The organism is Streptomyces sp. NPDC096136, from assembly GCF_044763325.1.
In the GTDB taxonomy this organism is placed as follows: Bacteria; Actinomycetota; Actinomycetes; order Streptomycetales; family Streptomycetaceae; genus Streptomyces.
In genome coordinates, this window is record NZ_JBIWFZ010000007.1 from 369,947 (window position 1) to 394,474 (window position 24,528).

The following is a 24,528-nucleotide window of genomic DNA, read 5'->3' on the forward strand; positions in this document are numbered from 1 at the left end:
ATCAGACCGCCTCTCCCTGACGGGCGGCCGCGAGGCGGACCGCGTCGAGGATCTTCTCGTAGCCCGTGCAGCGGCAGAGGTTGCCGGACAGGGCCTCACGGATGTCCTGGTCGGACGGGTCGGCGTTCTGCTCCAGGAGCGCGTCGGCCTGCACCAGCAGACCCGGGGTGCAGAAGCCGCACTGGACCGCGCCGGCGTCGATGAACGCCTGCTGGATGTCGGAGAGCTCCACGCCCTCACCGGTCTGGGAGTCGGTGCCCTTGGCGGACCACTGCTTGGCCTCGTCCGTGGACACGCCCTTGCCGCCGCCGCAGGCGCCGGTGCCGCAGGCGTGGCCGTGCTCCTCGCGCTGCTTGGCGAAGTCGGCCAGGCCCTCGACGGTCACGACGTCGCGGCCCTCGACCTGACCGGCCGCGACCAGGCAGGAACAGACCGGCACGCCGTCGAGGCGGACGGTGCAGGAACCGCACTCGCCCTGCTCACAGGCGTTCTTCGAGCCGGGCAGGCCCAGGCGCTCGCGCAGCACGTAGAGGAGGGACTCGCCCTCCCAGACGTCGTCGGCTTCCTGCGGACGACCGTTGACGGTGAAATTGACGCGCATGGTTACGCAGCCCCTTCAAGCGAGCGGCCGTTGGTGCCGCGGTACTGCTCCCAGGTCCAGACGAGCTGGCGGCGAGCAAGGATGCCAACCGCGTGACGGCGGTACTTCGCCGTGCCGCGGACGTCGTCGATCGGGTTGCACGCGGCGGACGCGAGCTCACCGAACTGCTTGGCGATCGACGGGGTGATGACCTTGCCGTTGTCCCAGAAACCGCCCTCTTCGAGCGCGGCGTTCAGGAACTCCTCGGCGGCCTTGGCCCGGACCGGGGTCGGGGCGGCCGAGCCGATGCCCGTACGGACGGTGCGGGTGTCGGGGTGCAGCGCGAGGCCGAAGCCGCACACCGCGATGACCATCGCGTTGCGGGTGCCGACCTTCGAGTACTGCTGGGGGCCCGTGGCGTTCTTGATGTGCACCGACTTGATGAGCTCGTCGGCGGCGAGCGCGTTGCGCTTCACACCGGTGTAGAACTCGTCGATCGGGATCAGGCGGGAGCCGCGTACGGACTCGACCTCCACCTCGCAGCCGGCGGCCAGCAGGGCGGGGTGCGAGTCACCGGCGGGGGAGGCGCAACCGAGGTTGCCGCCGACACCGCCGCGGTTGCGGATCTGCGGGGACGCGACCGTGTGCGAGGCGAGCGCGAGACCCGGCAGCGTACCGCGCAGGTTCTCCATGATCTGGGTGTACGGAACGGAGGCACCCAGCTTGGTGACCTCCTCGCCGACCTCCCACTCCCGCAGCAGTTCGATGCGGTTGAGGTCCAGGAGGTATTCCGGACGGCGGTGGTCGAAGTTGATCTCGACCATGATGTCGGTGCCACCCGCAATCGGCACAGCTGTGGGGTACTCGGCCTTGGCGGCGAGTGCCTCCTCCCAGCTGGCGGGGCGAAGGAAGTCCATGTGCGGCTCTCTTCTTCTTAGTCGGGCCGTTCACTTCAAGCCAGGAGGCCTAGGGGCCCTCGACTGGTCGTTCACGTGCTGTTAACGCGGTGTGGAGCCAGTACACAAGCCCTGGGTCCCCGGGTGCAGTCACCGAAACCATGAAGGAGTTGGCTGGGTGCCTCCCTCGTCTTGTAGATTCGTATGAAAGGCAGGATGCGACGACCTGCCCGATTTCCAACGGCAACATTCGAGACAGATCGGCGGCGACATCATGCGGCTGCGCGCACTGCTGGAAACCGAGGCGCTGGGGCTGCGGCTGCTGGGCGGCGAGGAAGAACTCGACCGGACGGTCCGCGGGGTCATGACGACCGACCTGAGGGATCCCAGCCGGTATCTCTCGGGAGGAGAACTCGTCCTCACCGGCCTGGCATGGCGAAGAAATTCAGCCGACTCCGAGCCATTCGTACGAATTCTTGCGAGCGCGGGCGTGGCCGGCCTCGCGGCGGGCGAGGCGGAACTCGGGGACATCCCCGATGATCTCGTTTCAGCCTGTCGGCGCAACCGGCTCCCGCTGTTCGCCGTGAACGAGGACGTTGCATTCGCCACGATCACCGAGTACGTCGTGCGGCAGGTGTCCGGCGAGCGTGCGGGCGACCTCGCGGCGGTCGTCGACCGGCACCGGCGGCTGATGACCTCGGGCCCCGCGGGCGGCGGACCCGATGTGGTGCTGGATCTCCTCACCACGGACCTCGATCTGCGGGCCTGGGTGCTCTCCCCCACCGGCCGGCAGATCGCCGGAGCGGGCGAACCCCTGGCCCCGGGCGTCTGTGCGACGCTGGCGAGCGAACACCTCGCGGCGGTCCGGACCGGCCGCAGGGGCCCGCACCGGCTGTCCATCCAGGGTATTACCTACTCCCTCTTCCCGATCAGGGGAGCGGGCCGCGGCCAGGGCCCCGGGGCCCGTGACGTGCGCGAGAGCGTGCTGTCCGACTGGCTGCTGGCCGTCGAGGCGGACGCGGGCGACTGGCCCGCCGAGCGGCTCGACCTGCTCCAGGGGGTCACCCAGCTGATCGCCGTCGAGCGGGACCGGCGCGACGCGGCCCGCACGGTGCGCCGCCGGCTGGCGCAGGAGGTGCTGGAGCTGGTCCAGACGGGCGCGCCGCCCGCCGAGATCGCCGCCCGCCTGCGGGTGGCCGCCCCGGTGCTGCTGCCCGGGCTGGGCTCCGCCCCGCACTGGCAGGTCGTGGTGGCGCGGGTGGACTGGGAGGGCGGGGACATCCCCGGCGGCCCGGTGGCCCAGTCGCTGCTGGAGGAGATCCTGGTCGACCCGTCGCTGTCCGGGCCGGAGCCGTCCGACCGGATCGCGGTGGCCCACGCCGGCGACGAGGCGATCGCCCTCGTGCCGCTGCCCTCGCTGCCCGGCGACGCCGGCGAGGACAAGGGCCCGGACTCCGCCCTGCACGCCGACGTGCTGCTGGCGACCGTGCGCGAACCCCTGGCGGCCGGCCTCGCCGACGACGGCCGGCTCACCCTGGGCGTCAGCGCGGCCGTGCACTCCGCCGAGGGGCTGCGCGGGGCGCTGGAGGAGGCCCGGCACGCCCGCCGGGTCGCCGCCGCCCGTCCGGGCCGGGTCTGCGCCGCCGGCCACCACGAGCTCGCCTCGCACGTGCTGCTGCTGCCGTTCGTGCCGGACGACGTGCGCCGCGCCTTCACGGCCCGGCTGCTGGACCCGCTGCGGGACTACGACCGCCGGCACCGGGCGGAGCTCATCCCCACCCTGGAGGCGTTCCTCGACTGCGACGGCTCCTGGACCCGCTGCGCCACGCGGCTGCACCTCCACGTCAACACGCTGCGCTACCGGGTCGGGCGAATCGAGCAGCTGACGGCGCGCGACCTCTCGCGGCTGGAGGACAAGCTGGATTTCTTCCTGGCACTGCGCATGAGCTGACGCCCCGCAGGTCGGGGAGCCGGGCGCCGCGAAGGGTCCGGACGGGGAACGCTGACGAACCGTCCGGACTTTGTGAAAGAGTTCACCCGACCCCTTGGCCGAGGCAGCCGATCCGTGCTCTCATTTCGCCCCAGGGCTCAACGACGTGCTGCTTGGTTGCTTCGGGGAGGGCAATGTGGCGGATACCGCCATGTCCGGTGCGGGATCAACGGGGGGCGACGACCCCCTCCAGCGGGCGATATGGCGGCTGCGCTCGCGCGGCTGTTGGACGGATGCGGCGGCCCTGCTGACGCCGCACGCGCACGAGGCGGGGGCGGCGGTCCAGCGGACCGCGCTCCTGGTGGAGCGGTGCCTGTTCACCGGGCAGGGCTGGAGCGAGGCGGAGGACGCGCTCCGGGTGGCGGAGGCCACCGCCCGGGACGACGACGACCGCGGGGCGGCCGCCTGCGAGCGGGGCCAGCTGGCCTACGCCGCCACGGTGCTCGGCGTACGGGACCGGGCGGACGAGGCCCGCTCGGCGCTCGGCCGGGCGGCGGCCCTGCTGTCGCCGGGGTCGCGGACCCGCCCGCTGCTGGACTTCCGGCGGGGGCTGGTCGCCGAACACCTGGCGGACGCCCCCCAGGCGGCCCGGCCGGCCTACCACCGCGCCCACGCGGGGGCCGAGGCGCACGGGGACACGCTGCTGCTGTCCTTCACCTGGCGCCACCTGGCCGCGCTGGCCCTGCGGGACGGCGAGGTGGCCGAGGCCCGCAAGGGCTTCGCGGAGTCCCTGCGGATCCGGGAGGACCTGGGCTTCCTGGTGGGCACGGCCCCGGCGCTGGCGGCACTGGCCGAGGCCGAGCCGGAGCCCGAGGCGAGCCGGCTGCGGGCGGAGGCGCGCCGCCTGTTCCACCTCCTGGGCGGCATCCCCACCTGGCTGGCGGAACAGCTCCACCCCCTGCCGTCCTGACCCACCGCCGCGCGGGGCTTCCCGGGGGATCCGCCCCCGGACCCCCGCGCCTCGACCGCCGGCGGGGCCGTGCACGGCCGCGCAGGCGGTCACGCGCCCGCGAAGTGCTCGCGGACCAGGGACTCCACCACCGGGAGGTCCCGGGCGATCAGGGCCTCCAGCAGGGCCGAGTGCTCGGCCGCGTCGGCCACCAGATCGGCCCGCCGCACCCGCGGGGCACCCGGCAGCGGCCACTGCGCCCGCCGGTGCAGCTCCTCGGCGATCTGCACCAGCTGCCCGTTGCCCGCCAGCGAGAGCACCGCGCGGTGGAAGGCCCGGTCCGCCTCCGCGTACGCCGGCAGGTCCCCGGCCGCGGCCGCCTCGGCCGTGGCGAGGACCGCCGGACGCAGGGCCTCCCAGGTGGCCGCGGGCACGGAGCGGGCCAGCCGGAGCATCACCGGCACCTCGATCAGGGACCGCACCTCGGCCAGCTCCGCCAGGCTCCGGGCGGTCCGGGTGAGCACCCGGAAGCCCCGGTTGGGCAGGCATTCCACCGCCCCTTCCAGCGCCAGCTGCTGCATCGCCTCGCGGACGGGGGTCGCGGAGACCCCGAAGCGCTCGCCGAGCGCGGGGCCCGAGTAGATCTCACCGGGCACCAGCTCCCCGTCGACCAGGGCCGCGCGCAGGGCGTCCAGGACCTGTCCGCGCACCGAGTGCCGCAGCACCTTCTGCGCCGGCACCACCGGCCGCGCCGCCGGGCCGCACGGCTCCGACGGCTCCGACACCGGGGCATGGGCCGCTCCGCGCACTCGGTCCTCCTCCGGGTCTCGACCGGTTCCGAGGATAGGTGACGGCCACCGGGGCTCCGGGGTGCGCGAGGCGCGGATCACGTGAAGGAGCCGGGTGCGGCAGGGGTGCGGACGGATCGCCGTAGATCAGTTAAGGTTAGGCTAACCTTGCCCACAACGCGTGATCGGTGGTCCGTCATGTCCGGCTCCGGCTCGGCCGTCCCCGTCCCGCTCCCGCCCGCACCCGCCCCGGCCGGCTCTCCGGTGGCCGGCGCGTACGAGCGCCTCACGACGGCCTACCCGGGCCTGCGGATCCGTGAGCACGGCGCGTCCGAACCCCTCCCCCGCGGGGCGGGATGGGTCGGCGCGCACGAGCTCGCCGCGGGCGGCGGGGCCCTCGACTCCCACCTCGCCTGGGACGCGGCCCAGGTGGTCCGGGACTACGGGCGGCCGGCGCGGCCCGACGTCGTGGCCGGGTTCGGCCTGCACCGCTACGCCTGGCCGGCCTGCCTGCTGATCACGGTCCCGTGGTTCCTGGAGCGCAGGGTGCCCCGGCTGCCCGTGGACCGGGTGGCCTTCCACCGGACCGAGGGGCGGATGTCCGTGCGCGTCGAGGAGTTCGCCTGCCTGCCCGGCGATCCCGCGGCCGCCCTCCCCGGGGCGCGGACCGTGGCGGGCGAGGAGGCGCTGCGCGAGGAGGTGCGGGCGGCCGTGGCCGAGCACCTGGGTCCGCTGCTGGAGGGGTTCGGCCCGCGGATGCGGCGGGGCCCGCGCGCCCTGTGGGCCACGGCCGCCGACGAGGTCGTCGAGGGCCTCTGGTACCTCGGGAGCCTGCTCGGCGAAGAGCGGCGGGCGGTGCGCGAGCTGGAGCTGCTCCTGCCGGGCGCGCTGGCCCCGTACCCGGCCGGGGCGCGCTTCCGCACGCTCGCCGGACCCTGCGGGACGGAGCTGACCACCCGGGACCGGGCCGGCTGCTGCTTCTTCTACACCGTCCGCCCCGAGGACACCTGCACCACCTGCCCCCGCACCCGCGACGCGGAGCGCATCGCCCGGCTCACGGCCGCCGCCGCCTGAACCCACCCCGCCGGATGAAGCACATTCGAACTCAACCGAGCACAACCGGAGGTTAGTTCGAGACACAACGCCCTATCCGACGGGCCCCGCACCCCGTTGGCGTCCACTTGACCCGAAACCCACGTGCACCACGGATCGGCTGCGCCACTATGGCGCCCGGAAAGCCGCATACGCGAGGCAAGGGACAACCGCATGAGACTGACCGACATATCGCTGGACTGGCTGCTGCCCGGCGGCCTGTTGATCCTGGGCGTGCTTGCGGCAGTGGCGGTGCTGGCCCGGGGCAAGCGGGAGGGCGAGAAGGCCGCGGCCGACGACAGCTGGGAGCGCAGCGAGGAGCGGCGGCGGCGCAAGGAGGCCGTCTACGGCACCGCCTCGTACGTCCTCCTCTTCTGCTGCGCCGCGGTGGCCGCCGCGCTCTCCTTCCACGGGCTGGTCGGCTTCGGCCGGCAGAACCTCAACCTCTCCGGCGGCTGGGAGTACCTGGTCCCCTTCGGCCTCGACGGCGCCGCGATGTTCTGCTCGGTGCTCGCCGTCCGCGAGGCCAGCCACGGCGACGCCGCCCTGGGCTCCCGGATGCTGGTCTGGCTGTTCGCAGGGGCGGCCGCCTGGTTCAACTGGGTGCACGCGCCCAGGGGTTCGGGCCACGACGGCGCCCCGCAGTTCTTCGCCGGGATGTCGCTCTCGGCGGCCGTCCTCTTCGACCGGGCCCTCAAGCAGACCCGCCGGGCGGCGCTGCGCGAGCAGGGCCTGATCCCGCGCCCGCTGCCGCAGATCCGCATGGTCCGCTGGCTGCGGGCCCCCCGCGAGACCTTCGGCGCCTGGTCGCTGATGCTCCTGGAGGGCGTGCGCACGCTCGACGAGGCGGTCGACGAGGTGCGCGAGGACAAGAAGGAGCGGGAGCAGGACCGGCACCGCAGGCGTGAGCAGCACCGCCTGGACCGCGCCCGCATCAAGGCGCTGGGCCGGCAGCACAGGGCGTTCGGGCGGGCCCGGGCGCGTCAGGTCGACCTGCCGGGGCTGACCCCCGGGACGGGCTCCGCGCCGGTCGGCGCGGAGCCGGCCATATCGGAAGCGGGACAGCTGCCCCTGCGACTAAGGCCCTCCCTGCAGGCCGTGAACGGAACCGAGTCCCCTGACCCGGCCGGTCCCCGGACGGTGGACCTCACCGCCGAGGACGACACCCAGACCATCCCCCGGCTCGACTCACTGGAGCGCAAACTGAAGGACCTGGAGCAGCAGTTCGGCTGACCGGCCCACGAACCGGACACCGGCGCACACCTCGGCGGGGCGGCCTTCGGGCGGCCCCGCCGTCGCACGCCCCGGGCCGCTGTGCGGCTACCCGGCGTCCTCCAGCTCGAACCAGACGACCTTGCCCGGCCCCAGCGCCGGCGGGTCCACCCCCCAGGTGTCGGCGAGCGCCTCCACCAGGACCAGCCCCCTTCCGTGCGTACCGTCGTCGGCGGACGGTACGTACGGCCGGGGCCGGCGGGCGGCGCCGTCGCGGACCTCGACCCGCAACCGGGCGTCCTTGACGCTCGCGGACACCTCGGCGCCCCCTTCCGTGTGGACGAGGGCGTTGGTGACGAGCTCGGTGACCAGCAGTTCGGCCACCTGGGCCGTATCGGCCCCGCAGCGGTGGCGGAGCAGCTCCCGCAACTCGCTGCGGACCTCGCCCACCGCCTTGAGGTCGGCGCGGCGTACGCTGCGCGTCATCTCCGCCCGGTCCGGCGACGGTTCGCGCGCCACCGGCCGCCCCCTGCGCCACGGCTTCCCGGTCTTCGCCCCCACGCGCACGGCGATGTACCTCCCCGTATTCCTGTGCCCGCCTCTCGAACAGGCCTACGGAATGCATGCCCCCGGGGCGGGTTCACACTCCTTCGCCCCCGTGTGCCCGGCCCGCCGCACCGCCGGGATCCGGCCACCCGCACCCACCGGGGCGCACCCCCGGCCGACACCGTCCCGCTGTCCGATGGTGCGAATCAGGTCACCCCACGGACACCGTCCTCGGGTGGATCCGACAGCCCCGCGCGCCCCGCCACCGCGTTCACCGGGGCGGCACCCGGCGGTGCGCGTCCCGCCGCTCCGCGCGGCCCCGTCCGGACGGAGGCCGGAAACCGGCGGGTGCCCCCCGCCCGTTCCGCCCACGGGATGCCCGAGAAGGGCACTTTGACGGGCGGGCCGTACTGCACGAGGCGGAGTAAATCTCGCACCGGCAACGGGGAACCGCCGCCGTCCGGCCTCGGCACCCCCTTGACGGGACCGTGTCAGGCCTCCCAGACCGCGGCCGCCGTCCGGTCGTCGGCGTAGCCCTTGAGGCGGATCTGGGTGTCCGCGAGGAAGGCCGCCAGACCGGGCGGGTCGCCCTGGGACCAGCGGGACGCGAGCTCGGCCGGGAGGAGGCCTTCCTCGCGCATGGGGTCCGCGAGGCCGCCGGAGCAGAGCAGCAGGGTGTCGCCCGGGCGGGCCGCGGAGGCACGGAAGCGGAAGCCGCCGGCCCCGGCCGTGTCCTCCTCCAGGTCCTGCCAGCGGCCCCCGCGGAGCCGGAAGACCCCGCCCGCGCCGGCGCCGAAGCAGATCCGGTGGGGGCACTGGGGGTCCAGGGGCAGCAGCATTCCGCGCAGCCCCGCGGTGTAGGCCTCCTCGTCGAGCCCGAGTTCGGCGGCCCGGGTCCGCAGCCGCCCGTAGCCCCGGTCGGTGAGCCGCTGGAGCCCCGAGAGCAGGGCCTCGCGGCGGCCCGTGCGGATGTCCTCGGCCAGTCTCTCCCGGCTGCGCCCGACGGCCGCCGCGACGGAGTGCCCCAGTTCGGCGGCGGCCTCGCGGGCGCCGGGGGCGGCCCGGTCCCCGCCGGCCAGGACCACCAGGACGAGGGCGTCGTCCCCGCTGCCGAAGCGGGCGGTGAGCAGGAAGTCCCGGCGGGCGTCGCCCCGGTAGCGGGCGGAGTCCCCGCGCAGCGAGGCGGCGCGCAGGGTGTACGTGCCGTAGCGGGCCCCCTCCAGGACGGTGTCGGGGGTGAGGGAGTCCAGGGCGGCGGGGTCGGCGGCCGGCAGCGCTCCCGGCTCGGCGGCGTAGGTGGGGGCCCGGTCCCCGAGATGGCTGACCACGGGCCGCCCGGCGGTCTCCGGTACGGGCTCCCGTACGGGCTCCGGCCGCAGGTCCCGCTCCGCTCGCGGCGGGGCGTCGGGGCGGGGCGGGGCGGGCGGCACCGCCACGTCCCCTTCGGCGTACCCGGTGGCCCCCGTCACCCGGGAGTCGCGGCGGGGCGGCGGGACGGGGGCGGCCGGCGCGGCGGGCTTGTCCAGCCTCAGCGGCGCGGTCGCGGCGGGGGGCGGCTCGGGCGCCACCGGGGGCGCTGCGGGCGGGGCGTCCGCCGCCCGGGGGCCGGGGAGCGACGGGGGCCCGGGCGGGGCCGGACCGTCCGTGCCGACCAGGACCGACGCCGAGCGGAAGCGCTGGTCCAGCGTGTCCCCCGGGTCGGGTCCGGTCCCCGCGTCCGGGTCCTCGTACAGCTTCTGCCACCAGTCCTGCGCGCCCTGCTGACTCATGTCCTCATTGTCGGCCGCACCGGGCGGCGGAAAACCCCGAATGCACGAAAAGGTCCCCCGGTCCGGGGTCGCCACCTTGGCAAACGGGCCGCGGGTACGGCGAAGATGGGCCGGAACGGGTCTGAGAGTGGGGTGGACGGGTTGCTGGGGGCAATAGGCCTGGACGAGGGACAGGAGTCGGCGTACCGCGCGCTGGTCGCGCTGGGGGCCGCGGAGGTGCCGGACCTCGCCCGCCGGCTGACGCTGCCGGTGCCGCAGACCGAGCGGACCCTGCGGCACCTGGAGCGGCACGGTCTGGCGGCGCAGTCCTCGGCCCGTCCCGGCCGGTGGGTGGCGGCGCCGCCCTCGGTGGCCCTGGGCGCCCTCCTCACCCGGCAGCGCCAGGGGCTGGAGCGGGCCGAACTGGCCGCCGAGCTGCTGGCGCGGGAGTACCGGGCGGAGGCGGCGGACGCGGCGGTGCACGACCTGGTGGAGGTGGTGACGGGCGCGAGCGCGGTCGCGCACCGCTTCCACCAGATCCAGCTCGGCGCCGTGGAGGAGGTGTGCGCGCTGGCGAGCGCGCGCCCGCTGGTCGTGTCGGGGATGGAGAACGAGCCGACGGAGGAGCAGGCCGCCGTGCGCGGCGTCGGGTACCGGGTGGTCATCGAGCGGGACGTCCTGGGCCTGCCCACGGGGATCCGGGAGGCGTCGACGGCGCTGGTGCGGGGCGCACGGGTCCGGGTGACGGGCCGGGTCCCCACCAGCCTGGTCATCGCGGACCGCGCCCTCGCCATGGTGCCGCTCACGGCGCACGGCACGGAGCCCGCGGCGCTCGTCGTCCACGCCTCGGGGCTGCTGGAGTCCCTGCTGGGCCTGTTCGAGGCGGTCTGGCGGGAGGCCGTCCCCCTGGTGCTGGGGGCGACCGGGACCCCGGAGGAGTCGGGCGGCGTGCCCGACAGCACCGACCTGGAGATCCTGACCCTCCTGCTGGCCGGGATGACGGACGCGAGCGTGGCCAAGCACCTGGAGCTGGGCCTGCGCACGGTCCAGCGCCGGGTGAAGGGCCTGATGGAACTGGCCGGGGTGACCACCCGGCTCCAGCTCGGCTGGCACGCGTACGAACGGGGCTGGGTGGCCCGGTAGCGCCGCCCCCGGGGAGGGGGAGGGGGCACGGCCCCCTCCCCCTCCCCGGTCAGGGCCGTCCGCCCCGCTTCGCGGCGTGGTTCGCGCGGCCCTCCGCCGACTTGGCGCGCCAGTCCCGGCGGATCTCCGCCCGCAGGCGGGCGTCCGTCTTCGCCACGATGCGCTGGTTCTCGCGCAGCAGCTTGCGGTAGCTCTCCAGGCGCCGCTCGGGGAGCGCGCCGTCGGCCACCGCAGCCCGCACCGCGCATCCCGGCTCCGCCTCGTGGGCGCAGTCGTGGAAGCGGCAGTCGGCGGCGTAGTCCTCGATCTCCGAGAACACCTGCCCGACCCCCGCCTCCGCGTCGAACAGGCCGACGCCCCGCAGCCCCGGGGTGTCGATCAGGACGCCCCCGCCCGGCAGCGCGAGCAGGTTGCGCGTGGTGGTGGTGTGACGGCCCTTGCCGTCGACGTCGCGCGTCGCCTGCACGTCCATGACGTCCTCGCCGAGCAGCGCGTTCGCCAGCGTGGACTTGCCCGCGCCCGAGATGCCGAGCAGCACGCTCGTGCCGCCGGCGACGACCGCCGCGAGGACGTCCGTCCCCTCGCCCGTGTGGGAGGAGACGGTGAGGACCTGCACGCCGGGCGCCGTGGTCTCCACGTCCTGGACGAGGTGGCCGAGCGCGTCCGGGTCCGGGACCAGGTCGGCCTTGGTCAGGACGACCAGCGGCTGGGCGCCCGACTCCCAGGCCAGGGCGAGGAAGCGTTCGATCCGGCCGAGGTCGAGCTCGACGGCCAGCGAGACCGCGATGATCGCGTGGTCCACGTTGGCGGCGAGGATCTGCCCCTCGGAGCGCTGCGAGGAGGTGGACCGCACGAAGGCGGTGCGGCGCGGCAGGTACGCCTTCACGTAGCGCGGGCTGCCGGTCGCCTCGACGGCGGCCCAGTCGCCCGTGCAGATGACCCGGAGCGGGTCGTGGGGGGTGACGAAGGCGGTGTCGGCACGGACGACGCCGTCCTCGGTCATGAGGTCGCACTGTCCGCGGTCGACGCGCACGACCCGGCCGGGGAGGAGTCCCTCGGCGGCGTACGGGGCGAACTCCGCGGCCCAGGCGTCGTCCCAGCCGTAGGCCGCGAGGGCGCGCGGGAGGGAGGCGGAGAAGGAGGAGGAGAGGGAAGAAGACGGGAGAGTCAAGGGGAACCCTTCACAGGGTGGCCCCGGCAGCGCGCGCACGGCGGCGCGCGGAGGGGTACCGGGTCAGCCGGAGGCCACGGAGGTGGAAACGAGGACGAACTCCTGAACGCGGGCAACGCCCGTCACCGTGACAGTCATCAACGTCCTCACCTCCTGCTGTGTCCCGACGAGCCAACGCGACTCTCCCGGAGGCCGGTTGTGCCCCGCGCCTCCGTACCCGGGAACCATAACCCGGCCCCGCGGAACGGCACCACCGGATTAATCCCCGGAATCGATCACCAGCCCGTGGCGGTAGGCGTAGCGGACGGCCTGGGCGCGGTCGCGGACGCCGGTCTTGGCGAAGAGGTTGTTGATGTGCGTCTTGACGGTGGACTCGCCGATGGTGAGCCGCCGGGCGATCTCGGCGTTCGAGCGGCCCTCCGCGATCAGGGCGAGCACCTCCCCCTCACGGGCCGTCAGCCCGTCGGGCGGGGCGGCCGCGGCCCGGGGCCGCGCCGGCGGCTCGGCGGCGACGGCCGCGGCGACGAGGCGTTCCTGGGCGGCGCGGCCCAGGCTGGTGGCGCCGTCGCGCACGGCGGCGAGGGCGCGGGAGATCTCCTGGGCGTCGGCGTCCTTGGTGAGGTAGCCGCGGGCGCCGGCCCTGAGGGCGTCCAGCACGGAGGCGTCGTCGCTGTAGGTGGTGAGGACGACGACCCCCGTCCCGGGGTGGTTCCCGGTGATCAGGCGGGTGGCCTCCACGCCGTCCATGCGGGGCATGCGCAGGTCCATCAGGACCACGTCGGGGGCGTGTTCGGCGACGAGCCGGACTGCTTCGGCGCCGTCGGCGGCGGAGGCGACCACCTCGGTGCCGGGCAGCAGGCCGAGCAGCAGGCCGAGCCCTTCCCGTACGACGGTCTGGTCGTCGGCCACGACGACACGGATCGGGGCGCCGTTCTCGGTCACGGTGCGAGGGGTCCTTCCAGGCGGACGCGGAAGCCGGTGCCGTACGGCCCGGCGTCGAGGGCGGCTCCGATGAGTTCGGCCCGTTCGGCCATCCCGACCAGGCCGTATCCGCCGCCGGAGGCGGCGTGCGGGGCGGGCCCGGTGCCGCCGGAGTCGGTGACGCACAGCTCGTAGCGCGCGCCCGGGCGGCGCAGGGTGATCTCCACGTCGGCCCCCGCGGCGTGCTTGCGCGCGTTGGTGAGGGCCTCCTGCGCGGTGCGGACGACGGCGAGGGCCGCCTCGGGCGGCAGCGGGTGCGGGCCGGCGGCGACGGTGAGGGCGCAGGCGGCGCCCGTCGTACGGCGGTACTCCTCGGCGAGGGCCGCGAGGGCCTCCTCGGGGGCGGGGGCGTCACCGCGCAGGACGGCGACGGCGCGGCGGGTCTCCTCCAGGCCGCCCTTGGCGAGGGCCCGGGCCCGCTCGACCAGGACCCCGGCCTCCTCGTAGCGGCCGGCCTCCAGGGTGAGGCGGGCGCTCTCCAGGTGGATGAGCTGGGCGGAGAGGGAGTGCGCGAGGATGTCGTGGACCTCGCGCGCCACGTGGGCCCGCTCGGCGAGCAGGGCGCGCTGGCGTTCGGACTCGGCGGCGGCGCGCCGGGCCCGGCCGGCGCGGACGTAGGCGAACATGCCGCAGAGGCCGACGACGTTCCACAGTTCGACGGGGTCGCGCCCGCGCAGCAGGGTGACGGCGGCGGCCGCGGCCGCCCCGGCGCCGAGGAGCACGGTGGCGGGGACGACCCCGAGGCGGGCGGCGGCGAAGCCGCACACGGCGAAGACGAGGACCACCCACGGGGTGGCGGGGGCCAGCAGACCGGTGGTGCAGGCGGCGGCCAGGGCGGCTGCGAAGAGCCACGCCCCGGTGCGGGGCCGGTCCTCGACGACGGCGACGGCGAGGAGGGTCATGCCGAGTCCGGCCAGCCCGCAGACGAGCGCGGCGGCGCCGGGCGGGGGCGTGAGGAGGCCGTGCAGGAACCAGACGAGCAATGCCACCTGGACGGCGACCCTGACGTGGGTGTTCGTGAGCGTGGGCAGGGTGCGTGGCATCGGCATCCCTGCCCACTGTAGCCAGGCCCGCCCGCGCGGGGAGCTGCGCATCGGGTCGGCCGCCTCATGCGGCGACGCGGACCCGGCGGGAGCGGGCGGCCAGGGCCAGGCCCTGGGCCAGGATCCAGCTCGCGAGGGTCACCAGCAGGGCCCCGTTGCCGACGGGGACGCCCACGGCGTACCCCAGGAGGGCGAGGGCGACGCGGACGGCGAGGGAGAACCCGAACAGGGCGAGGACCGTGCGGTTGCCCTTGGCCCAGAGGGTGCCGTCGGGCTCGCGCCACAGGGTCATGGCGCGGCCCATGAGGTGGCCGGTGCCGAAGGCCGCGGCGGTCCCGGCGGCGAGCAGCGCCGCGCTGAGCACGGGGTGGGCGGGGGCGATGAGCCCGCCCTCGGCCACGCCGACGGCGGCGAGGACCGCGGGCAGCACCCACAGGCGGTCCTGGTCCTTGACGGGCCGTCCGCCGAACCTGCGTACGAGGACGAAGACGACGGCCAGCGCGATGACGAGAACGCGTGCGATATCCATGCCCTTCACGCTAGGAACGGGCCGCCCCGCTGTGATCGGCGCCGGGGTGGATCCCGGGTGGAGGTTCCCCCTCCACCCACGGGTGGAGGCCGGCCCGCCTCCGTGTCCGTTTCCTTCAATACCTCCGGCCCGGGCCGCGCCTAGCCTGCCGTCATGACCCCACGACTCGACATGATCGGCCTGGTCGTCTCGGACATGGCCGCCTCGCTCGCCTTCTACCGCCGCCTCGGCCTGGACGTCCCCGCCGACGCGGACGGCCTGCCGCACGTGGAGGCCGTCCTGCCCGGCGGGCTGCGGATCGGCTGGGACACCGAGGAGGTCGTCCGCTCGTTCGACCCCTCGTGGACCCCGCCCTCCGGCGGCCCGCGCCGCGAGCTCGCCTTCCTGTGCGACTCCCCCGCGGAGGTGGACGCGCTGTACGCGGAGCTGACGGACGCGGGGTACGGGGGGCACCTGGAGCCCTGGGACGCCTTCTGGGGGCAGCGCTACGCGGTGGTCCTGGATCCGGACGGCTGCCAGGTCTCGCTGTTCGCCCCCGCGGACCCCGGGGCCGCCGGGGCACCCGACGGCGCCTGAGCCGCCGCCCACGCCCCCAGGCGTCGTCCCGGCCAGGGCCCGCACCTCGCGGGCCGGGTGGGCCTGGTCGGCGTACCCGGCGGCGTACGCCACCTCGGCCTGCGCCAGCCCGCGCCGAGTCAGGGCCGGCGCCCGCTGGAGGCGCAGTACCCGGCCCGGGGTGCGGGGGCCGTATCCGAAGGCGTCGAGGGAGCGGCGGCGGAGCCGGCGCTCCCCGATGCCGAGGGCGGCGGCGATGCCGGCGACGGGCTGCCCGGCCCGGAGCCGGGCGGTCACCTCGGCGGGGAGCGGGTCGGGCGGGCCCACGGCGTCGAGCCGGGCCCGTGCCAGCGCTTCGAGGCCCGCGCACGGGTCCGCGTACCGGGCGGTCCGCCGGTCAGCCGGCGCACCTCGGGGACGGGCCGCGCGGCCGGGGCCCTCGGGTCAGTGTTTGCGCAGGCGGGAGGTGTAGTCGTCCGGGGGCAGGAAGTTCGACCAGCGCTCCGGGAACTCGGAGGGCATGCCGGCGTCCTCGTCGTCCTCGGACTCCCCTTCGGCCAGGGCCCGCCAGGCGGCGGCCCGGGCGATGAGCCGGGCGGCCTCGGCCTCGCGGACCCGCTCGTTCGCCTCGCGCGCCGCGGCGGTGGCCACCGAGGGCCAGACCCGGTCGATGGCGGCGTTGACGGCCGCGCCGACGAGCACCGCGAAGGCCGAGATGCCGATCCACAGCAGGATCGCGACGGGCGCGGCCAGCGAGCCGTAGATGGTCGGGCCCTCCACGGTGTTGGTGAGGTAGATCCGCAGCAGGAAGGAGCCGAGCACCCACATGGCGAGGGCGACGAGCGCGCCGGGCACGTCCTCGATCCACGGCGAGCGGACCGGCACGGACACGTGGTAGAGCGTGGTCAGGAAGGCGATGGACAGCAGGGTGACCACCGGCCAGTAGAGGACGGCGATCACCTCCGTGCTCCAGGGCACCAGCCGGACGACGGCGTCGGGGCCGACCACCATCAGCGGCAGCACGATCGCACCGATCACCAGGGCGATGACGTAGAGGAGGAAGGAGAGCAGCCGGGTCTTGACGATGCCGCGCTGCCCGTCGAGCCCGTACATGACGGTGATGGTGTCGATGAAGACGTTGACGGCGCGGGAGCCCGACCACAGGGCGAAGGCGAAGCCGAGGGAGATCAGGTCGGGGCGGCCCTCGCGGGTGACGTCGTCGAGCATCGGTCTGGCGATGTCGTTGACGCCCCGGTCGGACAGGACGGTGCCGACCGCGCGCAGGATGTTCTCCTCGATGCTGGCCACCGACTGGGTGTTCGTCCAGCCGTCCACGTAGCCGAGGAGTCCGAGGAGGCCGAGGAAGAGCGGGGGCAGGGACAGGAGGGTGAAGAAGGCGGCTTCGGCGGCGAGGCCGAGGATCCGGTACTCGACGCACGAGTTGACGGTGTCCTTGAGGAGCAGCCAGCCCATCTTGCGTTTGGAGACGTTGCGGTAGAGGACGCGGGCCCGATGGAGCCTTCCCGGGCGTACCGGGGTCCCTTCGGGTGTTTCGTTTGCTGGCTGCACGTCCTTACGGTAGCCGCATGGCAGCCACCACCCACACAGTCAGCAACCAGGCCCCGCCGCTCGTCGGGTACGAGGTCTACCTCGGCGACCGGGCCCTCACGGAGGCGGTGGAACGGCACCTCGCGGACGCGCCTGCGGAGGTCCGCGACGAGGTGCGGCGGGAGCTCGCCGGACTGGGGCGCGCGGCGGGCTCGGCGCAGGCCCAGCGGTGGGGCCGTGAGGCGAACGAGAACCCGCCGGTCCTGCGGACGCACGACCGCTACGGCAACCGGATCGACGAGGTGGAGTTCCCCCGGGCGTGGCACCGGCTGCTGGGGCACGCGGTGGGCGCCGGGCTGACCGACGCCTGGGGGCGGCCCTCGGGGCACCTGCGCCGGGCCGCGGGCTTCTTCGTGTGGTCGCAGGCCGAGGCGGGGCACGGCTGTCCGGTGTCGATGACGCACGCGGCCGTGCCGGCGCTGCGGGCGGATCCGGAGCTGGCCGCGCTGTGGGAGCCGAAGCTGACCTCGCACGTGTACGAGCAGGGGCTGCGGCCGCCCGCGCTGAAGGCCGGGGTGCTGTTCGGGATGGCGATGACGGAGAAGCAGGGGGGCAGCGACGTACGGGCGAACACGACGGCGGCGGTGCCCCTGGACGCCTCCGGGGAGTACCTGCTGACCGGGCACAAGTGGTTCTGCTCGGCACCGATGTCGGACGGCTTCCTGGTGCTGGCGCAGGCGCCGGCCGGGCTGACGTGCTTCCTGGTGCCGCGGGTGCTGCCGGACGGGGCGCGGAACCCGTTCGCGGTCCAGCGGCTGAAGGACAAGATGGGGAACCGGTCGAACGCCTCGGGGGAGGTCGAGTTCGACGGGACCTGGGCGCGGCGGGTGGGCGAGGAGGGCCGGGGGGTGCGGACCATCATCGGGATGGTCGCGGCGACCCGGCTCGACTGCGTGGTCGGCTCGGCCTCGCTGATGCGGCAGGCGCTGACGCAGGCCGTCCACCACGCGGAGCACCGCTCCGTCTTCGGAGCACCGCTCATCGGTCAGCCGCTGATGCGCAACGTCCTGGCCGACCTCGCTCTGGAGTCGGAGGCGGCGACCGTGCTGGCCCTGCGCCTGGCGGCCGCCTGCGACGCGGGGACGGAGCAGGAGTCGGCCTTCCTGCGCCTGGCGGTGCCCGTGGCGAAGTACTGGGTGACCAAGCGCTGTACGCCGATGGTGGCGGAGGCACTGGAGTGTCTGGGGGGCAACGGCTACGTAGAGGAGTCCGGACTGCCGAGACTGCTGCGCGAATCCCCGGTGAACTCCATCTGGGAGGGTTCGGGCAACGTGCAGGCGCTGGACGTGCTGCGCGCCCTCCAGCGGGAGCCGCAGGCCCTGAACGCCTTCCTCCAGGAGGTCGGCCTGGCGCGGGGCGCCGACCACCGGCTGGACGCGGCCTTCAGGGACCTGTTCACGGACCTCGCGGACCTGGAGGGGATCGAGGGCCGGGCCCGCCGGGTGGTGGAGCGGATGGCCCTGGTGCTCCAGGGCGCGCTGCTGGTGCGGTGGGCCCCGCCGGAGGTGGCGGACGCGTTCTGCGCGTCGCGGCTGGGCGGCGACTGGGGGTCGGCCTTCGGAACGCTGCCGCACGGCCTGGACCTGGGTGCGGTGGTGGCGCGGGCGCGGATCTCGGGCTGAGCGCGGTCCCCTGACCGCTGCGGTTCGCGCGGTTCGCGGGTGGTCCCCAAACCACCCGGGACCGCGGGGCCGCGGCGGTCCCCAAACCACCGCGGCAGTGAACCGTTCAGCGCCGGGATCCGAACCCGTCCAGGTGGGTCCGGGGGTGGCGCCGCGCCGACTCGGCACCACCCCTGGTCCCAAGAGCCCCGAGGAAGGAGCTGTCACGCCGCTCTGCGGCGTGCCGATAGTTTCGGTCGCGCGGCCGGGGGTTGGCGAGAGTTGCATACCGTTGCAACGCTTCGGTCCACTGGTGGTCGCAGGTGCCCGCCGCACGTGCCCGGGGAAGGGTCGCGTACGCCGGCCTCGGCGGCTTCCGCAGTACGTCCTGTTCAGCACGGGGAGGTTCCGGTGGCCAACACCGCAGGCAGCACGGTCGACGTGGCGCGCATCTCGGCCATGGACGCGCGGGACGCCGCACGTCTGCTCAAGGGAGTACGGGCGGCGGCGCTGGCCGGGGACCGCCCGCCGGCCGCCCCGCGCCCGGAGATCGCCGAGTCCTGGCGGCGGATGATGGCCGGCGGGGTGCACCCGGACCGGGACGCGCGGTCGCGGGTGCTGTCGGCCGCCGAGACCGAGGAGCGGCGGCAGGTCTCGCCGCTGCGGGAGATCCTGCCGGTGCTGCGGGAGGGGCTGCTGCCCGCGCTGGACGAGTCCCTGCACATCATGGTCGTCGCCGACGCCGACGGGCGGCTGCTGTGGCGGGAGGGGCACAGCGGCATCCTGCGCAAGGCGGACCGGCTGGGCTTCGCGGTGGGGGCCGACTGGGACGAGGCGGTGGTCGGCACGAACGGGGTGGGCACCGCCCTGGTGACCCGGCGGCCGGTGCAGGTGTTCTCGGCGGAGCACTTCGTCTCCAGCCACCACGACTGGACCTGCGCCGGGGCCCCCGTGCACGACCCCCGGGACGGGCAGCTGCTGGGCGTGGTCGACGTCAGCGGGCCGCTCGCCACCATGCACCCGGCGACCCTGGCCTGGGTCAGCTCGGTGGCCCGGCTCGCCGAGCGGGAGCTGCGGGTGCGCCACCTGGAGTCCCTGGAGCGGCTGCGGGCGGTGGCGGCGCCGCTGCTGGCCCGGCTCCCGGGGCGGGCCGTGGCGGTGGACCCGCACGGCTGGACGGCGGCGGTGACGGGGCTGGCCCCCGCGGACCGGGTGCAGCTGCCGAAGGCGCTGGGCCCCGGGCGGCTGTGGATCCCGCAGCTGGGCGACTGCGTCGCGGAGCCGCTGCCCGGCGGCTGGCTGCTGCGCCTGGCGGAGTCCTCGGCGGCCGCGGCGGTGAGCCGGGTGGTGCTGGACCTGAGCCGGCCCCGGTCCTGGTCGGCGACGGTGTACGGGGCCGCGGGAAGCTGGTCGCAGGAGCTGAGCCCGCGCCACGCGGAGCTGCTCTTCCTGCTGGCGCAGACCCCGCGCGGGCGGACGGCGGCGGAGCTGGCCGAGGAGCTGTTCGGGGACCCCACCCGCACGGTGACGGTCCGCGCGGAGCTCTCCCGGGTCCGCCGCCACCTCGCCGGGGTGCTGAGCCACCGGCCGTACCGGTTCGCGGAGGACGTGGAGGTGGAGCTGATCCGCCCGCGGGACCCGGCCGGGCTGCTCCCCCACTCCACGGCCCCGGGGGTGGTCCGGGCCCGGCTGGGCCTCGGCGGGCCCTGGGGGACCCCCCGGCGGCAGCCGGGGGATGTGGTTCCCTGAAGCGCATGAGCACCATCACACTGACCACCTGGTCCCTCGAGATGACCTCGCCCGACGACCTGGCCCCGGCCGCCGGACCCGGCCCGGAGGTCACGATCAGCCGGGCCGAGGTGCCCTCCCCCGAGTTCAGCCGCTTCCTGTACGCCTCGGTGGGCCAGGACATCCACTGGACGGACCGGCTGTCGCTGACCCGCGCGCAGTGGGTGGAGCAGCTGGACCGCCCGGGCGTGGAGACCTGGGTGGCGTACGACCGTGGCACCCCGGCGGGGTACGTGGAGTTCGACCCGCAGCCCGACGGCGTGGTGGAGATCATCTACTTCGGGCTGCTCCCCGCCTTCCGGGGCCGGCGGATCGGCGGGCACCTGCTGTCGGTGGGCATAGCCCGCGCCTGGGACCTGGCGGACCGCTGGCCGGACCGCGAGCCCACGCGCCGTGTCTGGCTGCACACGTGCAGCCAGGACGGCCCCACGGCGATGGACAACTACCAGCGCCGGGGCTTCAAGCTCTTCAGGACGGAAACGGAAGAGAAGCCCGACGCCCCCACCCCGGGTCCCTGGCCCGGCGCGTAAGTCCCGGCAGGGCGCTCACGAGGCCCCTTCCGCGCCGCCGCGGCCACGTCCGGCGGCGCGGGCCGGGGCGGGAGCGGAAGGCCCGCCACGCGTGACCCCCGTCACGCTGTCTCGCGATCCGGGACGAGTTCGTCCGTATCGTGGACAGTAGTGGACTCCTCCAATCGGCCCATGACACGCTTCGGCCATGAATGGAGCTGGAATCGCCTTGGTGAGTCGACGCCACGTCGACCTCGGCCGCATGTCCAGCGCCATGTGTCCGGCGAGCTGACGGAACCAGCCACCGCCGCACGTCGCCGCCGTCCCCGCCGCCGCGGACGCGTCGACCACCTGCAAGCCCCCTGAAGGCCGCACCCTGCCCCCGCACGCCGGAAACCCTGGCGAAACGGCGCACATCGGCCACACCTGCTCGGAGATTCCAGCGTGACAGGGGCGCGCCGCCGCTCCCCCCTGCCCCGCCTCCAGCCGTTGAAGAAGGACGTACCCGCCATGGCCGCCACCCCCGAAACGCCCGCAGCCGCCCCTGCAGCCGCCGCGCGCCGCAAGACCGGCCGTCACCGCGGTGAGGGCCAGTGGGCCGTCGGACACCACACGCCCCTCAACGGCAACGAGCAGTTCAAGAAGGACGACGACGGTCTCAACGTGCGGACGCGCATTGAGACGATCTACTCCAAGACGGGCTTCGACTCGATCGACCCCAACGACCTGCGCGGCCGTATGCGCTGGTGGGGCCTCTACACCCAGCGCAAGCCCGGAATCGACGGCGGCAAGACCGCGATCCTGGAGCCGGAGGAGCTGGACGACAAGTACTTCATGCTGCGCGTCCGCATCGACGGCGGCCGGCTGACCACCGCGCAGCTCCGCGTCATCGGCGAGATCTCCGAGGAGTTCGCGCGCGGCACCGCCGACCTCACCGACCGCCAGAACGTGCAGTACCACTGGATCCGGATCGAGGACGTCCCGGAGATCTGGCGCCGCCTGGAGGCCGTCGGCCTGTCCACCACCGAGGCCTGCGGTGACACGCCCCGCGTCATCCTCGGTTCACCCGTCGCCGGCATCGCCCAGGACGAGATCATCGACGGCACCCCCGCCATCGAGGAGATCTACCGCCGCATCGTCGGCAACAAGGACTTCTCCAACCTGCCCCGCAAGTTCAAGTCCGCGGTCTCCGGCTCGCCGCTGCTCGACGTGGCGCACGAGATCAACGACATCGCCTTCGTCGGCGTGAACCACCCGGAGCACGGCCCCGGCTTCGACGTCTGGGTCGGCGGCGGCCTCTCCACCAACCCCAAGCTGGGCGTCCGCCTGGGCACCTGGGTCTCGCTCGACGAGGTCCCGGACGTCTACGAGGGCGTCATCTCGATCTTCCGCGACTACGGCTACCGGCGCCTGCGCACCCGCGCCCGCCTGAAGTTCCTCGTCGCCGACTGGGGCGCGGCCAAGTTCCGCCAGGTCCTGGAGGACGAGTACCTGAAGCGCAAGCTCACCGACGGCCCCGCGCCCGAGCAGCCCAGCGGCCAGTGGCGCGACCACGTCGGCGTCCACCAGCAGCAGGACGGCAGGTTCTACGTCGGCTTCGCGCCCCGCGTCGGCCGCGTCGACGGCGCCACCCTGACCAAGATCGCGGACATCGCCGAGCAACACGGCTCCGGCCGCCTGCGCACCACCGCCGAGCAGAAGATGATCGTCCTCGACATCGAGGCCGACCAGGTCGACTCCGTCGTCGGGGCGCTGGAGGCGCTGGACCTGCGGGTCAAGCCGTCCCCGTTCCGCCGCGGCACCATGGCCTGCACCGGCATCGAGTTCTGCAAGCTGGCCATCGTCGAGACCAAGGGCCGCGGGGCCTCGCTGATCGACGAGCTGGAGCGCCGCCTGCCGGACTTCGCCGAGCCGCTCACCATCAACATCAACGGCTGCCCGAACGCCTGCGCCCGTATCCAGGTGGCGGACATCGGTCTCAAGGGCCAGCTGGTCCTGGACGACGAGGGCAACCAGGTCGAGGGCTACCAGGTCCACCTGGGCGGCGCCCTGGGCCTGGAGGCCGGCTTCGGCCGCAAGGTCCGCGGCCTCAAGGTCACCTCGGCCGAACTGCCCGACTACGTCGAGCGGGTCGTCACGCGCTTCGAGGCGGAGCGCGAGGACGGCGAGCGCTTCGCCGCCTGGGTCGGCCGCGCGAGCGACGAGAGCCTCTCATGAGCGAGCGCGCCGCACCGTTCTACTGCCCGTACTGCGGCGACGAGGACCTGTTTCCCCATGAGACGGGCCACGGCGCCTGGGAGTGCAGGGCCTGCAACCGAGCCTTCCAGCTGAAGTACCTCGGGCTGCTGGCCCGGGGCGTTCAGTCCGACACCGCTGGAGGGGACGAGATATGACCACCGCTCAAGACGCGCGTCTCACCGAACTGAGGGAACTGGCCGAGCAGGCGGGCCGGGAGCTGGAGGACGCCTCCGCACTGGAGATCCTCACCTGGGCCGCCGACACCTTCGGCAAGACCTTCTGCGTGACCTCCTCCATGGAGGACGCGGTGGTCGCCCACCTCGCCTCGCGGGCGATGCCCGGGGTGGACGTGGTCTTCCTGGACACCGGCTACCACTTCGAGGAGACGATCGGCACCCGTGACGCGGTCGAGGCCGTGATGGACGTCAACGTCATCACCCTCACCCCGCGCCAGACGGTCGCCGAGCAGGACGCCCAGTACGGCCCGAAGCTCCACGACCGCGACCCGGACCTGTGCTGCGCGCTGCGCAAGGTCAGGCCCCTCGAAGAGGGCCTGGCCGGCTACGAGGCCTGGGCGACGGGTCTGCGCCGTGACGAGTCCCCGACCCGGGCGAGCACGCCGGTGGTCGGCTGGGACGAGAAGCGGCGGAAGGTCAAGGTCTCGCCGATCGCCCGCTGGACCCAGGAGGACGTGGAGGCGTACGTCGCCGAGCACGGGGTGCTGACGAACCCGCTGCTGATGGACGGCTACACCTCCGTCGGCTGCGCCCCCTGCACCCGCCGGGTCGCCGAGGGCGAGGACGCACGGGCCGGCCGCTGGGCCGGCCGGGCGAAGACCGAGTGCGGACTGCACGGCTGATGACCACCACACCTACGGACACCACGGAACTTACGGAGAAGCGGATGAGCGTGACCGGCCAGGGAGCCACCGTGTGGCTGACCGGTCTGCCCAGCGCGGGCAAGACCACCATCGCCTACGCGCTGGCGGAGCGGCTGCGCGCCGAGGGCCACCGGGTGGAGGTGCTCGACGGGGACGAGATCCGCGAGTTCCTCTCCGCCGGGCTCGGTTTCAGCCGTGAGGACCGGCACACCAACGTCCAGCGGATCGGGTTCGTCGCCGAACTCCTCGCGAGCAACGGCGTGAAGGCCCTCGTCCCGGTGATCGCGCCCTTCGCCGACAGCCGCGAGGCCGTCGCCGAGCGGCACGCGACCGAGGGCACCGCGTATCTGGAGGTCCATGTCGCGACCCCGGTCGAGGTGTGCTCCGAGCGCGATGTGAAGGGCCTGTACGCCAAGCAGGCGGCGGGCGAGATCTCCGGTCTGACCGGCGTCGACGACCCGTACGAGGCCCCGCAGGCCCCGGACCTGCGCATCGAGTCGCACACGCAGACCGTGCAGGAGTCGGCCTCCGCCCTGCACGCACTGCTCACCGAGAGGGGTCTGGCATGACCACCGCCGCGCACCTGCACACCGAGTCCGGCTCCGACGCGCCCTACGCGCTGTCGCACCTCGACGCCCTCGAATCCGAGGCGGTGCACATCTTCCGCGAGGTGGCGGGCGAGTTCGAGAAGCCGGTGATCCTCTTCTCCGGTGGCAAGGACTCCATCGTCATGCTGCACCT

At 74.4% G+C, this 24,528-nt stretch carries 24 protein-coding genes and 2 pseudogenes; 15 read left to right on the forward strand and 11 right to left on the reverse strand.

The features are described from left to right. Nucleotide 1: 1 nt before the first annotated feature. Complete coding sequence (locus ACIRBY_RS18270; RefSeq protein ID WP_403901597.1) at nucleotides 2-601, reverse strand: (2Fe-2S)-binding protein; 600 nt, start codon at nucleotides 599-601, stop codon at nucleotides 2-4. 2 nt (nucleotides 602-603) lie between these two features. After that, nucleotides 604-1,497 carry a xanthine dehydrogenase family protein subunit M gene (locus ACIRBY_RS18275; protein WP_045951909.1) on the reverse strand — a complete coding sequence of 298 codons (894 nt, stop codon included), beginning with the start codon at nucleotides 1,495-1,497 and terminating at the stop codon, nucleotides 604-606. 253 nt (nucleotides 1,498-1,750) lie between these two features. Here ACIRBY_RS18275 and ACIRBY_RS18280 point away from each other — a divergent pair, with 253 nt between their 5' ends. Both ACIRBY_RS18280 and ACIRBY_RS18285 read left to right on the forward strand, forming a co-directional pair. Continuing rightward, entirely contained in the window at nucleotides 1,751-3,427 is a 1,677-nt protein-coding gene (locus ACIRBY_RS18280) for a PucR family transcriptional regulator (protein ID WP_403901599.1), read from the forward strand. A gap of 190 nt (nucleotides 3,428-3,617) precedes the next feature. Beyond that, complete coding sequence (locus ACIRBY_RS18285; protein WP_403901646.1) at nucleotides 3,618-4,376, forward strand: hypothetical protein; 759 nt, start codon at nucleotides 3,618-3,620, stop codon at nucleotides 4,374-4,376. Between the two features lie 89 nt (nucleotides 4,377-4,465). On the opposite strand, the gene ACIRBY_RS18290 is transcribed toward ACIRBY_RS18285, so the two are convergent. Next, nucleotides 4,466-5,140 carry a GntR family transcriptional regulator gene (locus tag ACIRBY_RS18290; protein WP_403901648.1) on the reverse strand — a complete coding sequence of 225 codons (675 nt, stop codon included), beginning with the start codon at nucleotides 5,138-5,140 and terminating at the stop codon, nucleotides 4,466-4,468. Nucleotides 5,141-5,341: 201 nt separating this feature from the next. Between ACIRBY_RS18290 and ACIRBY_RS18295 the strand changes: the two genes are divergently transcribed. Both ACIRBY_RS18295 and ACIRBY_RS18300 read left to right on the forward strand, forming a co-directional pair. Beyond that, nucleotides 5,342-6,217 carry a (2Fe-2S)-binding protein gene (locus tag ACIRBY_RS18295; RefSeq protein ID WP_403901600.1) on the forward strand — a complete coding sequence of 292 codons (876 nt, stop codon included), beginning with the start codon at nucleotides 5,342-5,344 and terminating at the stop codon, nucleotides 6,215-6,217. Nucleotides 6,218-6,409: 192 nt separating this feature from the next. Then, nucleotides 6,410-7,468, forward strand: coding sequence for a DUF2637 domain-containing protein (locus tag ACIRBY_RS18300; RefSeq protein WP_403901602.1), 1,059 nt, complete (start codon nucleotides 6,410-6,412; stop codon nucleotides 7,466-7,468). A gap of 87 nt (nucleotides 7,469-7,555) precedes the next feature. Here the strand turns inward: ACIRBY_RS18300 and ACIRBY_RS18305 are convergent, their stop codons facing one another. Together ACIRBY_RS18305 and ACIRBY_RS18310 are read right to left on the reverse strand one after the other, a co-directional pair. After that, nucleotides 7,556-7,933, reverse strand: coding sequence for an ATP-binding protein (locus ACIRBY_RS18305; RefSeq protein ID WP_403901603.1), 378 nt, complete (start codon nucleotides 7,931-7,933; stop codon nucleotides 7,556-7,558). A gap of 551 nt (nucleotides 7,934-8,484) precedes the next feature. After that, nucleotides 8,485-9,762 (reverse strand): protein phosphatase 2C domain-containing protein, encoded by a 1,278-nt coding sequence (locus ACIRBY_RS18310; protein ID WP_403901605.1) that lies wholly within the window; start codon nucleotides 9,760-9,762, stop codon nucleotides 8,485-8,487. Between the two features lie 141 nt (nucleotides 9,763-9,903). On the opposite strand from ACIRBY_RS18310, the gene ACIRBY_RS18315 reads away from it, so the two are divergent. Then, on the forward strand, nucleotides 9,904-10,884 hold the full coding sequence (locus tag ACIRBY_RS18315) for a helix-turn-helix domain-containing protein (protein ID WP_403901607.1): 981 nt from the start codon (nucleotides 9,904-9,906) through the stop codon (nucleotides 10,882-10,884). 49 nt (nucleotides 10,885-10,933) lie between these two features. Here ACIRBY_RS18315 and rsgA read toward each other — a convergent pair whose 3' ends face one another. The 4 genes from rsgA to ACIRBY_RS18335 all read right to left on the reverse strand — a co-directional run bounded on the left by rsgA (nucleotide 10,934) and on the right by ACIRBY_RS18335 (nucleotide 14,608). Then, entirely contained in the window at nucleotides 10,934-12,055 is a 1,122-nt protein-coding gene (rsgA, locus tag ACIRBY_RS18320) for a ribosome small subunit-dependent GTPase A (RefSeq protein WP_403901608.1), read from the reverse strand. Nucleotides 12,056-12,313: 258 nt separating this feature from the next. After that, on the reverse strand, nucleotides 12,314-12,997 hold the full coding sequence (locus tag ACIRBY_RS18325) for a response regulator (RefSeq protein WP_403901610.1): 684 nt from the start codon (nucleotides 12,995-12,997) through the stop codon (nucleotides 12,314-12,316). Then, nucleotides 12,994-14,085, reverse strand: a complete 1,092-nt coding sequence (locus tag ACIRBY_RS18330) for a sensor histidine kinase (protein WP_403901611.1) — start codon at nucleotides 14,083-14,085, stop codon at nucleotides 12,994-12,996. Before ACIRBY_RS18330 ends, ACIRBY_RS18325 begins: the two co-directional genes overlap by 4 nt. A gap of 58 nt (nucleotides 14,086-14,143) precedes the next feature. Further along, entirely contained in the window at nucleotides 14,144-14,608 is a 465-nt protein-coding gene (locus tag ACIRBY_RS18335) for a hypothetical protein (RefSeq protein ID WP_403901653.1), read from the reverse strand. Between the two features lie 153 nt (nucleotides 14,609-14,761). Between ACIRBY_RS18335 and ACIRBY_RS18340 the strand changes: the two genes are divergently transcribed. Beyond that, nucleotides 14,762-15,184: a VOC family protein gene (locus tag ACIRBY_RS18340; protein ID WP_403901649.1), complete on the forward strand. Its 423-nt coding sequence runs from the start codon at nucleotides 14,762-14,764 to the stop codon at nucleotides 15,182-15,184. A 75-nt stretch (nucleotides 15,185-15,259) separates the two neighbouring features. On the opposite strand, the pseudogene ACIRBY_RS18345 reads toward ACIRBY_RS18340, so the two are convergent. Together ACIRBY_RS18345 and ACIRBY_RS18350 are read right to left on the reverse strand one after the other, a co-directional pair. Next, nucleotides 15,260-15,490, reverse strand: a pseudogene (locus tag ACIRBY_RS18345) (AraC family transcriptional regulator); the annotation flags it as partial. 117 nt (nucleotides 15,491-15,607) lie between these two features. Beyond that, complete coding sequence (locus ACIRBY_RS18350) at nucleotides 15,608-16,732, reverse strand: YihY/virulence factor BrkB family protein (RefSeq protein ID WP_403901612.1); 1,125 nt, start codon at nucleotides 16,730-16,732, stop codon at nucleotides 15,608-15,610. Between the two features lie 17 nt (nucleotides 16,733-16,749). Here ACIRBY_RS18350 and ACIRBY_RS18355 point away from each other — a divergent pair, with 17 nt between their 5' ends. From ACIRBY_RS18355 to ACIRBY_RS18395, 9 genes and pseudogenes are all read left to right on the forward strand, one after another. After that, a complete protein-coding gene (locus ACIRBY_RS18355) occupies nucleotides 16,750-18,393 on the forward strand; it encodes an acyl-CoA dehydrogenase family protein (protein WP_403901613.1) in 1,644 nt (547 codons plus the stop codon). A gap of 438 nt (nucleotides 18,394-18,831) precedes the next feature. After that, nucleotides 18,832-20,121: a GAF domain-containing protein gene (locus tag ACIRBY_RS18360; RefSeq protein ID WP_403901650.1), complete on the forward strand. Its 1,290-nt coding sequence runs from the start codon at nucleotides 18,832-18,834 to the stop codon at nucleotides 20,119-20,121. A gap of 5 nt (nucleotides 20,122-20,126) precedes the next feature. Next, complete coding sequence (locus tag ACIRBY_RS18365) at nucleotides 20,127-20,690, forward strand: GNAT family N-acetyltransferase (RefSeq protein WP_403901615.1); 564 nt, start codon at nucleotides 20,127-20,129, stop codon at nucleotides 20,688-20,690. Nucleotides 20,691-20,877: 187 nt separating this feature from the next. After that, on the forward strand, nucleotides 20,878-20,961 hold the full coding sequence (locus ACIRBY_RS18370) for a putative leader peptide (RefSeq protein ID WP_344166751.1): 84 nt from the start codon (nucleotides 20,878-20,880) through the stop codon (nucleotides 20,959-20,961). Nucleotides 20,962-21,179: 218 nt separating this feature from the next. Then, the gene (locus ACIRBY_RS18375; RefSeq protein WP_403901652.1) at nucleotides 21,180-22,886 is read left to right on the forward strand and encodes a nitrite/sulfite reductase; all 1,707 of its coding nucleotides are present in this window, start codon (nucleotides 21,180-21,182) and stop codon (nucleotides 22,884-22,886) included. Beyond that, nucleotides 22,883-23,062 (forward strand): hypothetical protein, encoded by a 180-nt coding sequence (locus tag ACIRBY_RS18380; protein ID WP_401253811.1) that lies wholly within the window; start codon nucleotides 22,883-22,885, stop codon nucleotides 23,060-23,062. The genes ACIRBY_RS18375 and ACIRBY_RS18380 overlap by 4 nt, the downstream gene beginning before the upstream one ends. Further along, nucleotides 23,059-23,766, forward strand: a complete 708-nt coding sequence (locus ACIRBY_RS18385; protein ID WP_403901617.1) for a phosphoadenylyl-sulfate reductase — start codon at nucleotides 23,059-23,061, stop codon at nucleotides 23,764-23,766. The genes ACIRBY_RS18380 and ACIRBY_RS18385 overlap by 4 nt, the downstream gene beginning before the upstream one ends. Beyond that, entirely contained in the window at nucleotides 23,766-24,356 is a 591-nt protein-coding gene (cysC, locus tag ACIRBY_RS18390; RefSeq protein ID WP_403901619.1) for an adenylyl-sulfate kinase, read from the forward strand. Before ACIRBY_RS18385 ends, cysC begins: the two co-directional genes overlap by 1 nt. After that, nucleotides 24,353-24,528, forward strand: a pseudogene (locus tag ACIRBY_RS18395) (sulfate adenylyltransferase small subunit); the annotation flags it as partial. The gene cysC and the pseudogene ACIRBY_RS18395, both read left to right, overlap by 4 nt.

What these genes read in the sequence shown, in the direction of transcription:
- ACIRBY_RS18280 (WP_403901599.1), top strand. Translation starts at nt 1,751, where the DNA reads ATGCGGCTGCGCGCACTGCTGGAAACCGAGGCGCTGGGGCTGCGGCTG.
- ACIRBY_RS18285 (WP_403901646.1), top strand. Translation starts at nt 3,618, where the DNA reads ATGTCCGGTGCGGGATCAACGGGGGGCGACGACCCCCTCCAGCGGGCG.
- ACIRBY_RS18370 (WP_344166751.1), top strand. Translation starts at nt 20,878, where the DNA reads ATGAATGGAGCTGGAATCGCCTTGGTGAGTCGACGCCACGTCGACCTC.
- ACIRBY_RS18380 (WP_401253811.1), top strand. Translation starts at nt 22,883, where the DNA reads ATGAGCGAGCGCGCCGCACCGTTCTACTGCCCGTACTGCGGCGACGAG.
- ACIRBY_RS18275 (WP_045951909.1), bottom strand. Translation starts at nt 1,497, where the DNA reads ATGGACTTCCTTCGCCCCGCCAGCTGGGAGGAGGCACTCGCCGCCAAG.
- cysC (WP_403901619.1), top strand. Translation starts at nt 23,766, where the DNA reads ATGACCACCACACCTACGGACACCACGGAACTTACGGAGAAGCGGATG.
- ACIRBY_RS18300 (WP_403901602.1), top strand. Translation starts at nt 6,410, where the DNA reads ATGAGACTGACCGACATATCGCTGGACTGGCTGCTGCCCGGCGGCCTG.
- ACIRBY_RS18375 (WP_403901652.1), top strand. Translation starts at nt 21,180, where the DNA reads ATGGCCGCCACCCCCGAAACGCCCGCAGCCGCCCCTGCAGCCGCCGCG.
- ACIRBY_RS18355 (WP_403901613.1), top strand. Translation starts at nt 16,750, where the DNA reads ATGGCAGCCACCACCCACACAGTCAGCAACCAGGCCCCGCCGCTCGTC.
- ACIRBY_RS18335 (WP_403901653.1), bottom strand. Translation starts at nt 14,608, where the DNA reads ATGGATATCGCACGCGTTCTCGTCATCGCGCTGGCCGTCGTCTTCGTC.
- ACIRBY_RS18295 (WP_403901600.1), top strand. Translation starts at nt 5,342, where the DNA reads ATGTCCGGCTCCGGCTCGGCCGTCCCCGTCCCGCTCCCGCCCGCACCC.
- ACIRBY_RS18365 (WP_403901615.1), top strand. Translation starts at nt 20,127, where the DNA reads ATGAGCACCATCACACTGACCACCTGGTCCCTCGAGATGACCTCGCCC.
- ACIRBY_RS18305 (WP_403901603.1), bottom strand. Translation starts at nt 7,933, where the DNA reads ATGACGCGCAGCGTACGCCGCGCCGACCTCAAGGCGGTGGGCGAGGTC.
- ACIRBY_RS18385 (WP_403901617.1), top strand. Translation starts at nt 23,059, where the DNA reads ATGACCACCGCTCAAGACGCGCGTCTCACCGAACTGAGGGAACTGGCC.
- ACIRBY_RS18330 (WP_403901611.1), bottom strand. Translation starts at nt 14,085, where the DNA reads ATGCCGATGCCACGCACCCTGCCCACGCTCACGAACACCCACGTCAGG.
- ACIRBY_RS18270 (WP_403901597.1), bottom strand. Translation starts at nt 601, where the DNA reads ATGCGCGTCAATTTCACCGTCAACGGTCGTCCGCAGGAAGCCGACGAC.
- ACIRBY_RS18360 (WP_403901650.1), top strand. Translation starts at nt 18,832, where the DNA reads ATGGACGCGCGGGACGCCGCACGTCTGCTCAAGGGAGTACGGGCGGCG.
- ACIRBY_RS18310 (WP_403901605.1), bottom strand. Translation starts at nt 9,762, where the DNA reads ATGAGTCAGCAGGGCGCGCAGGACTGGTGGCAGAAGCTGTACGAGGAC.
- ACIRBY_RS18340 (WP_403901649.1), top strand. Translation starts at nt 14,762, where the DNA reads ATGACCCCACGACTCGACATGATCGGCCTGGTCGTCTCGGACATGGCC.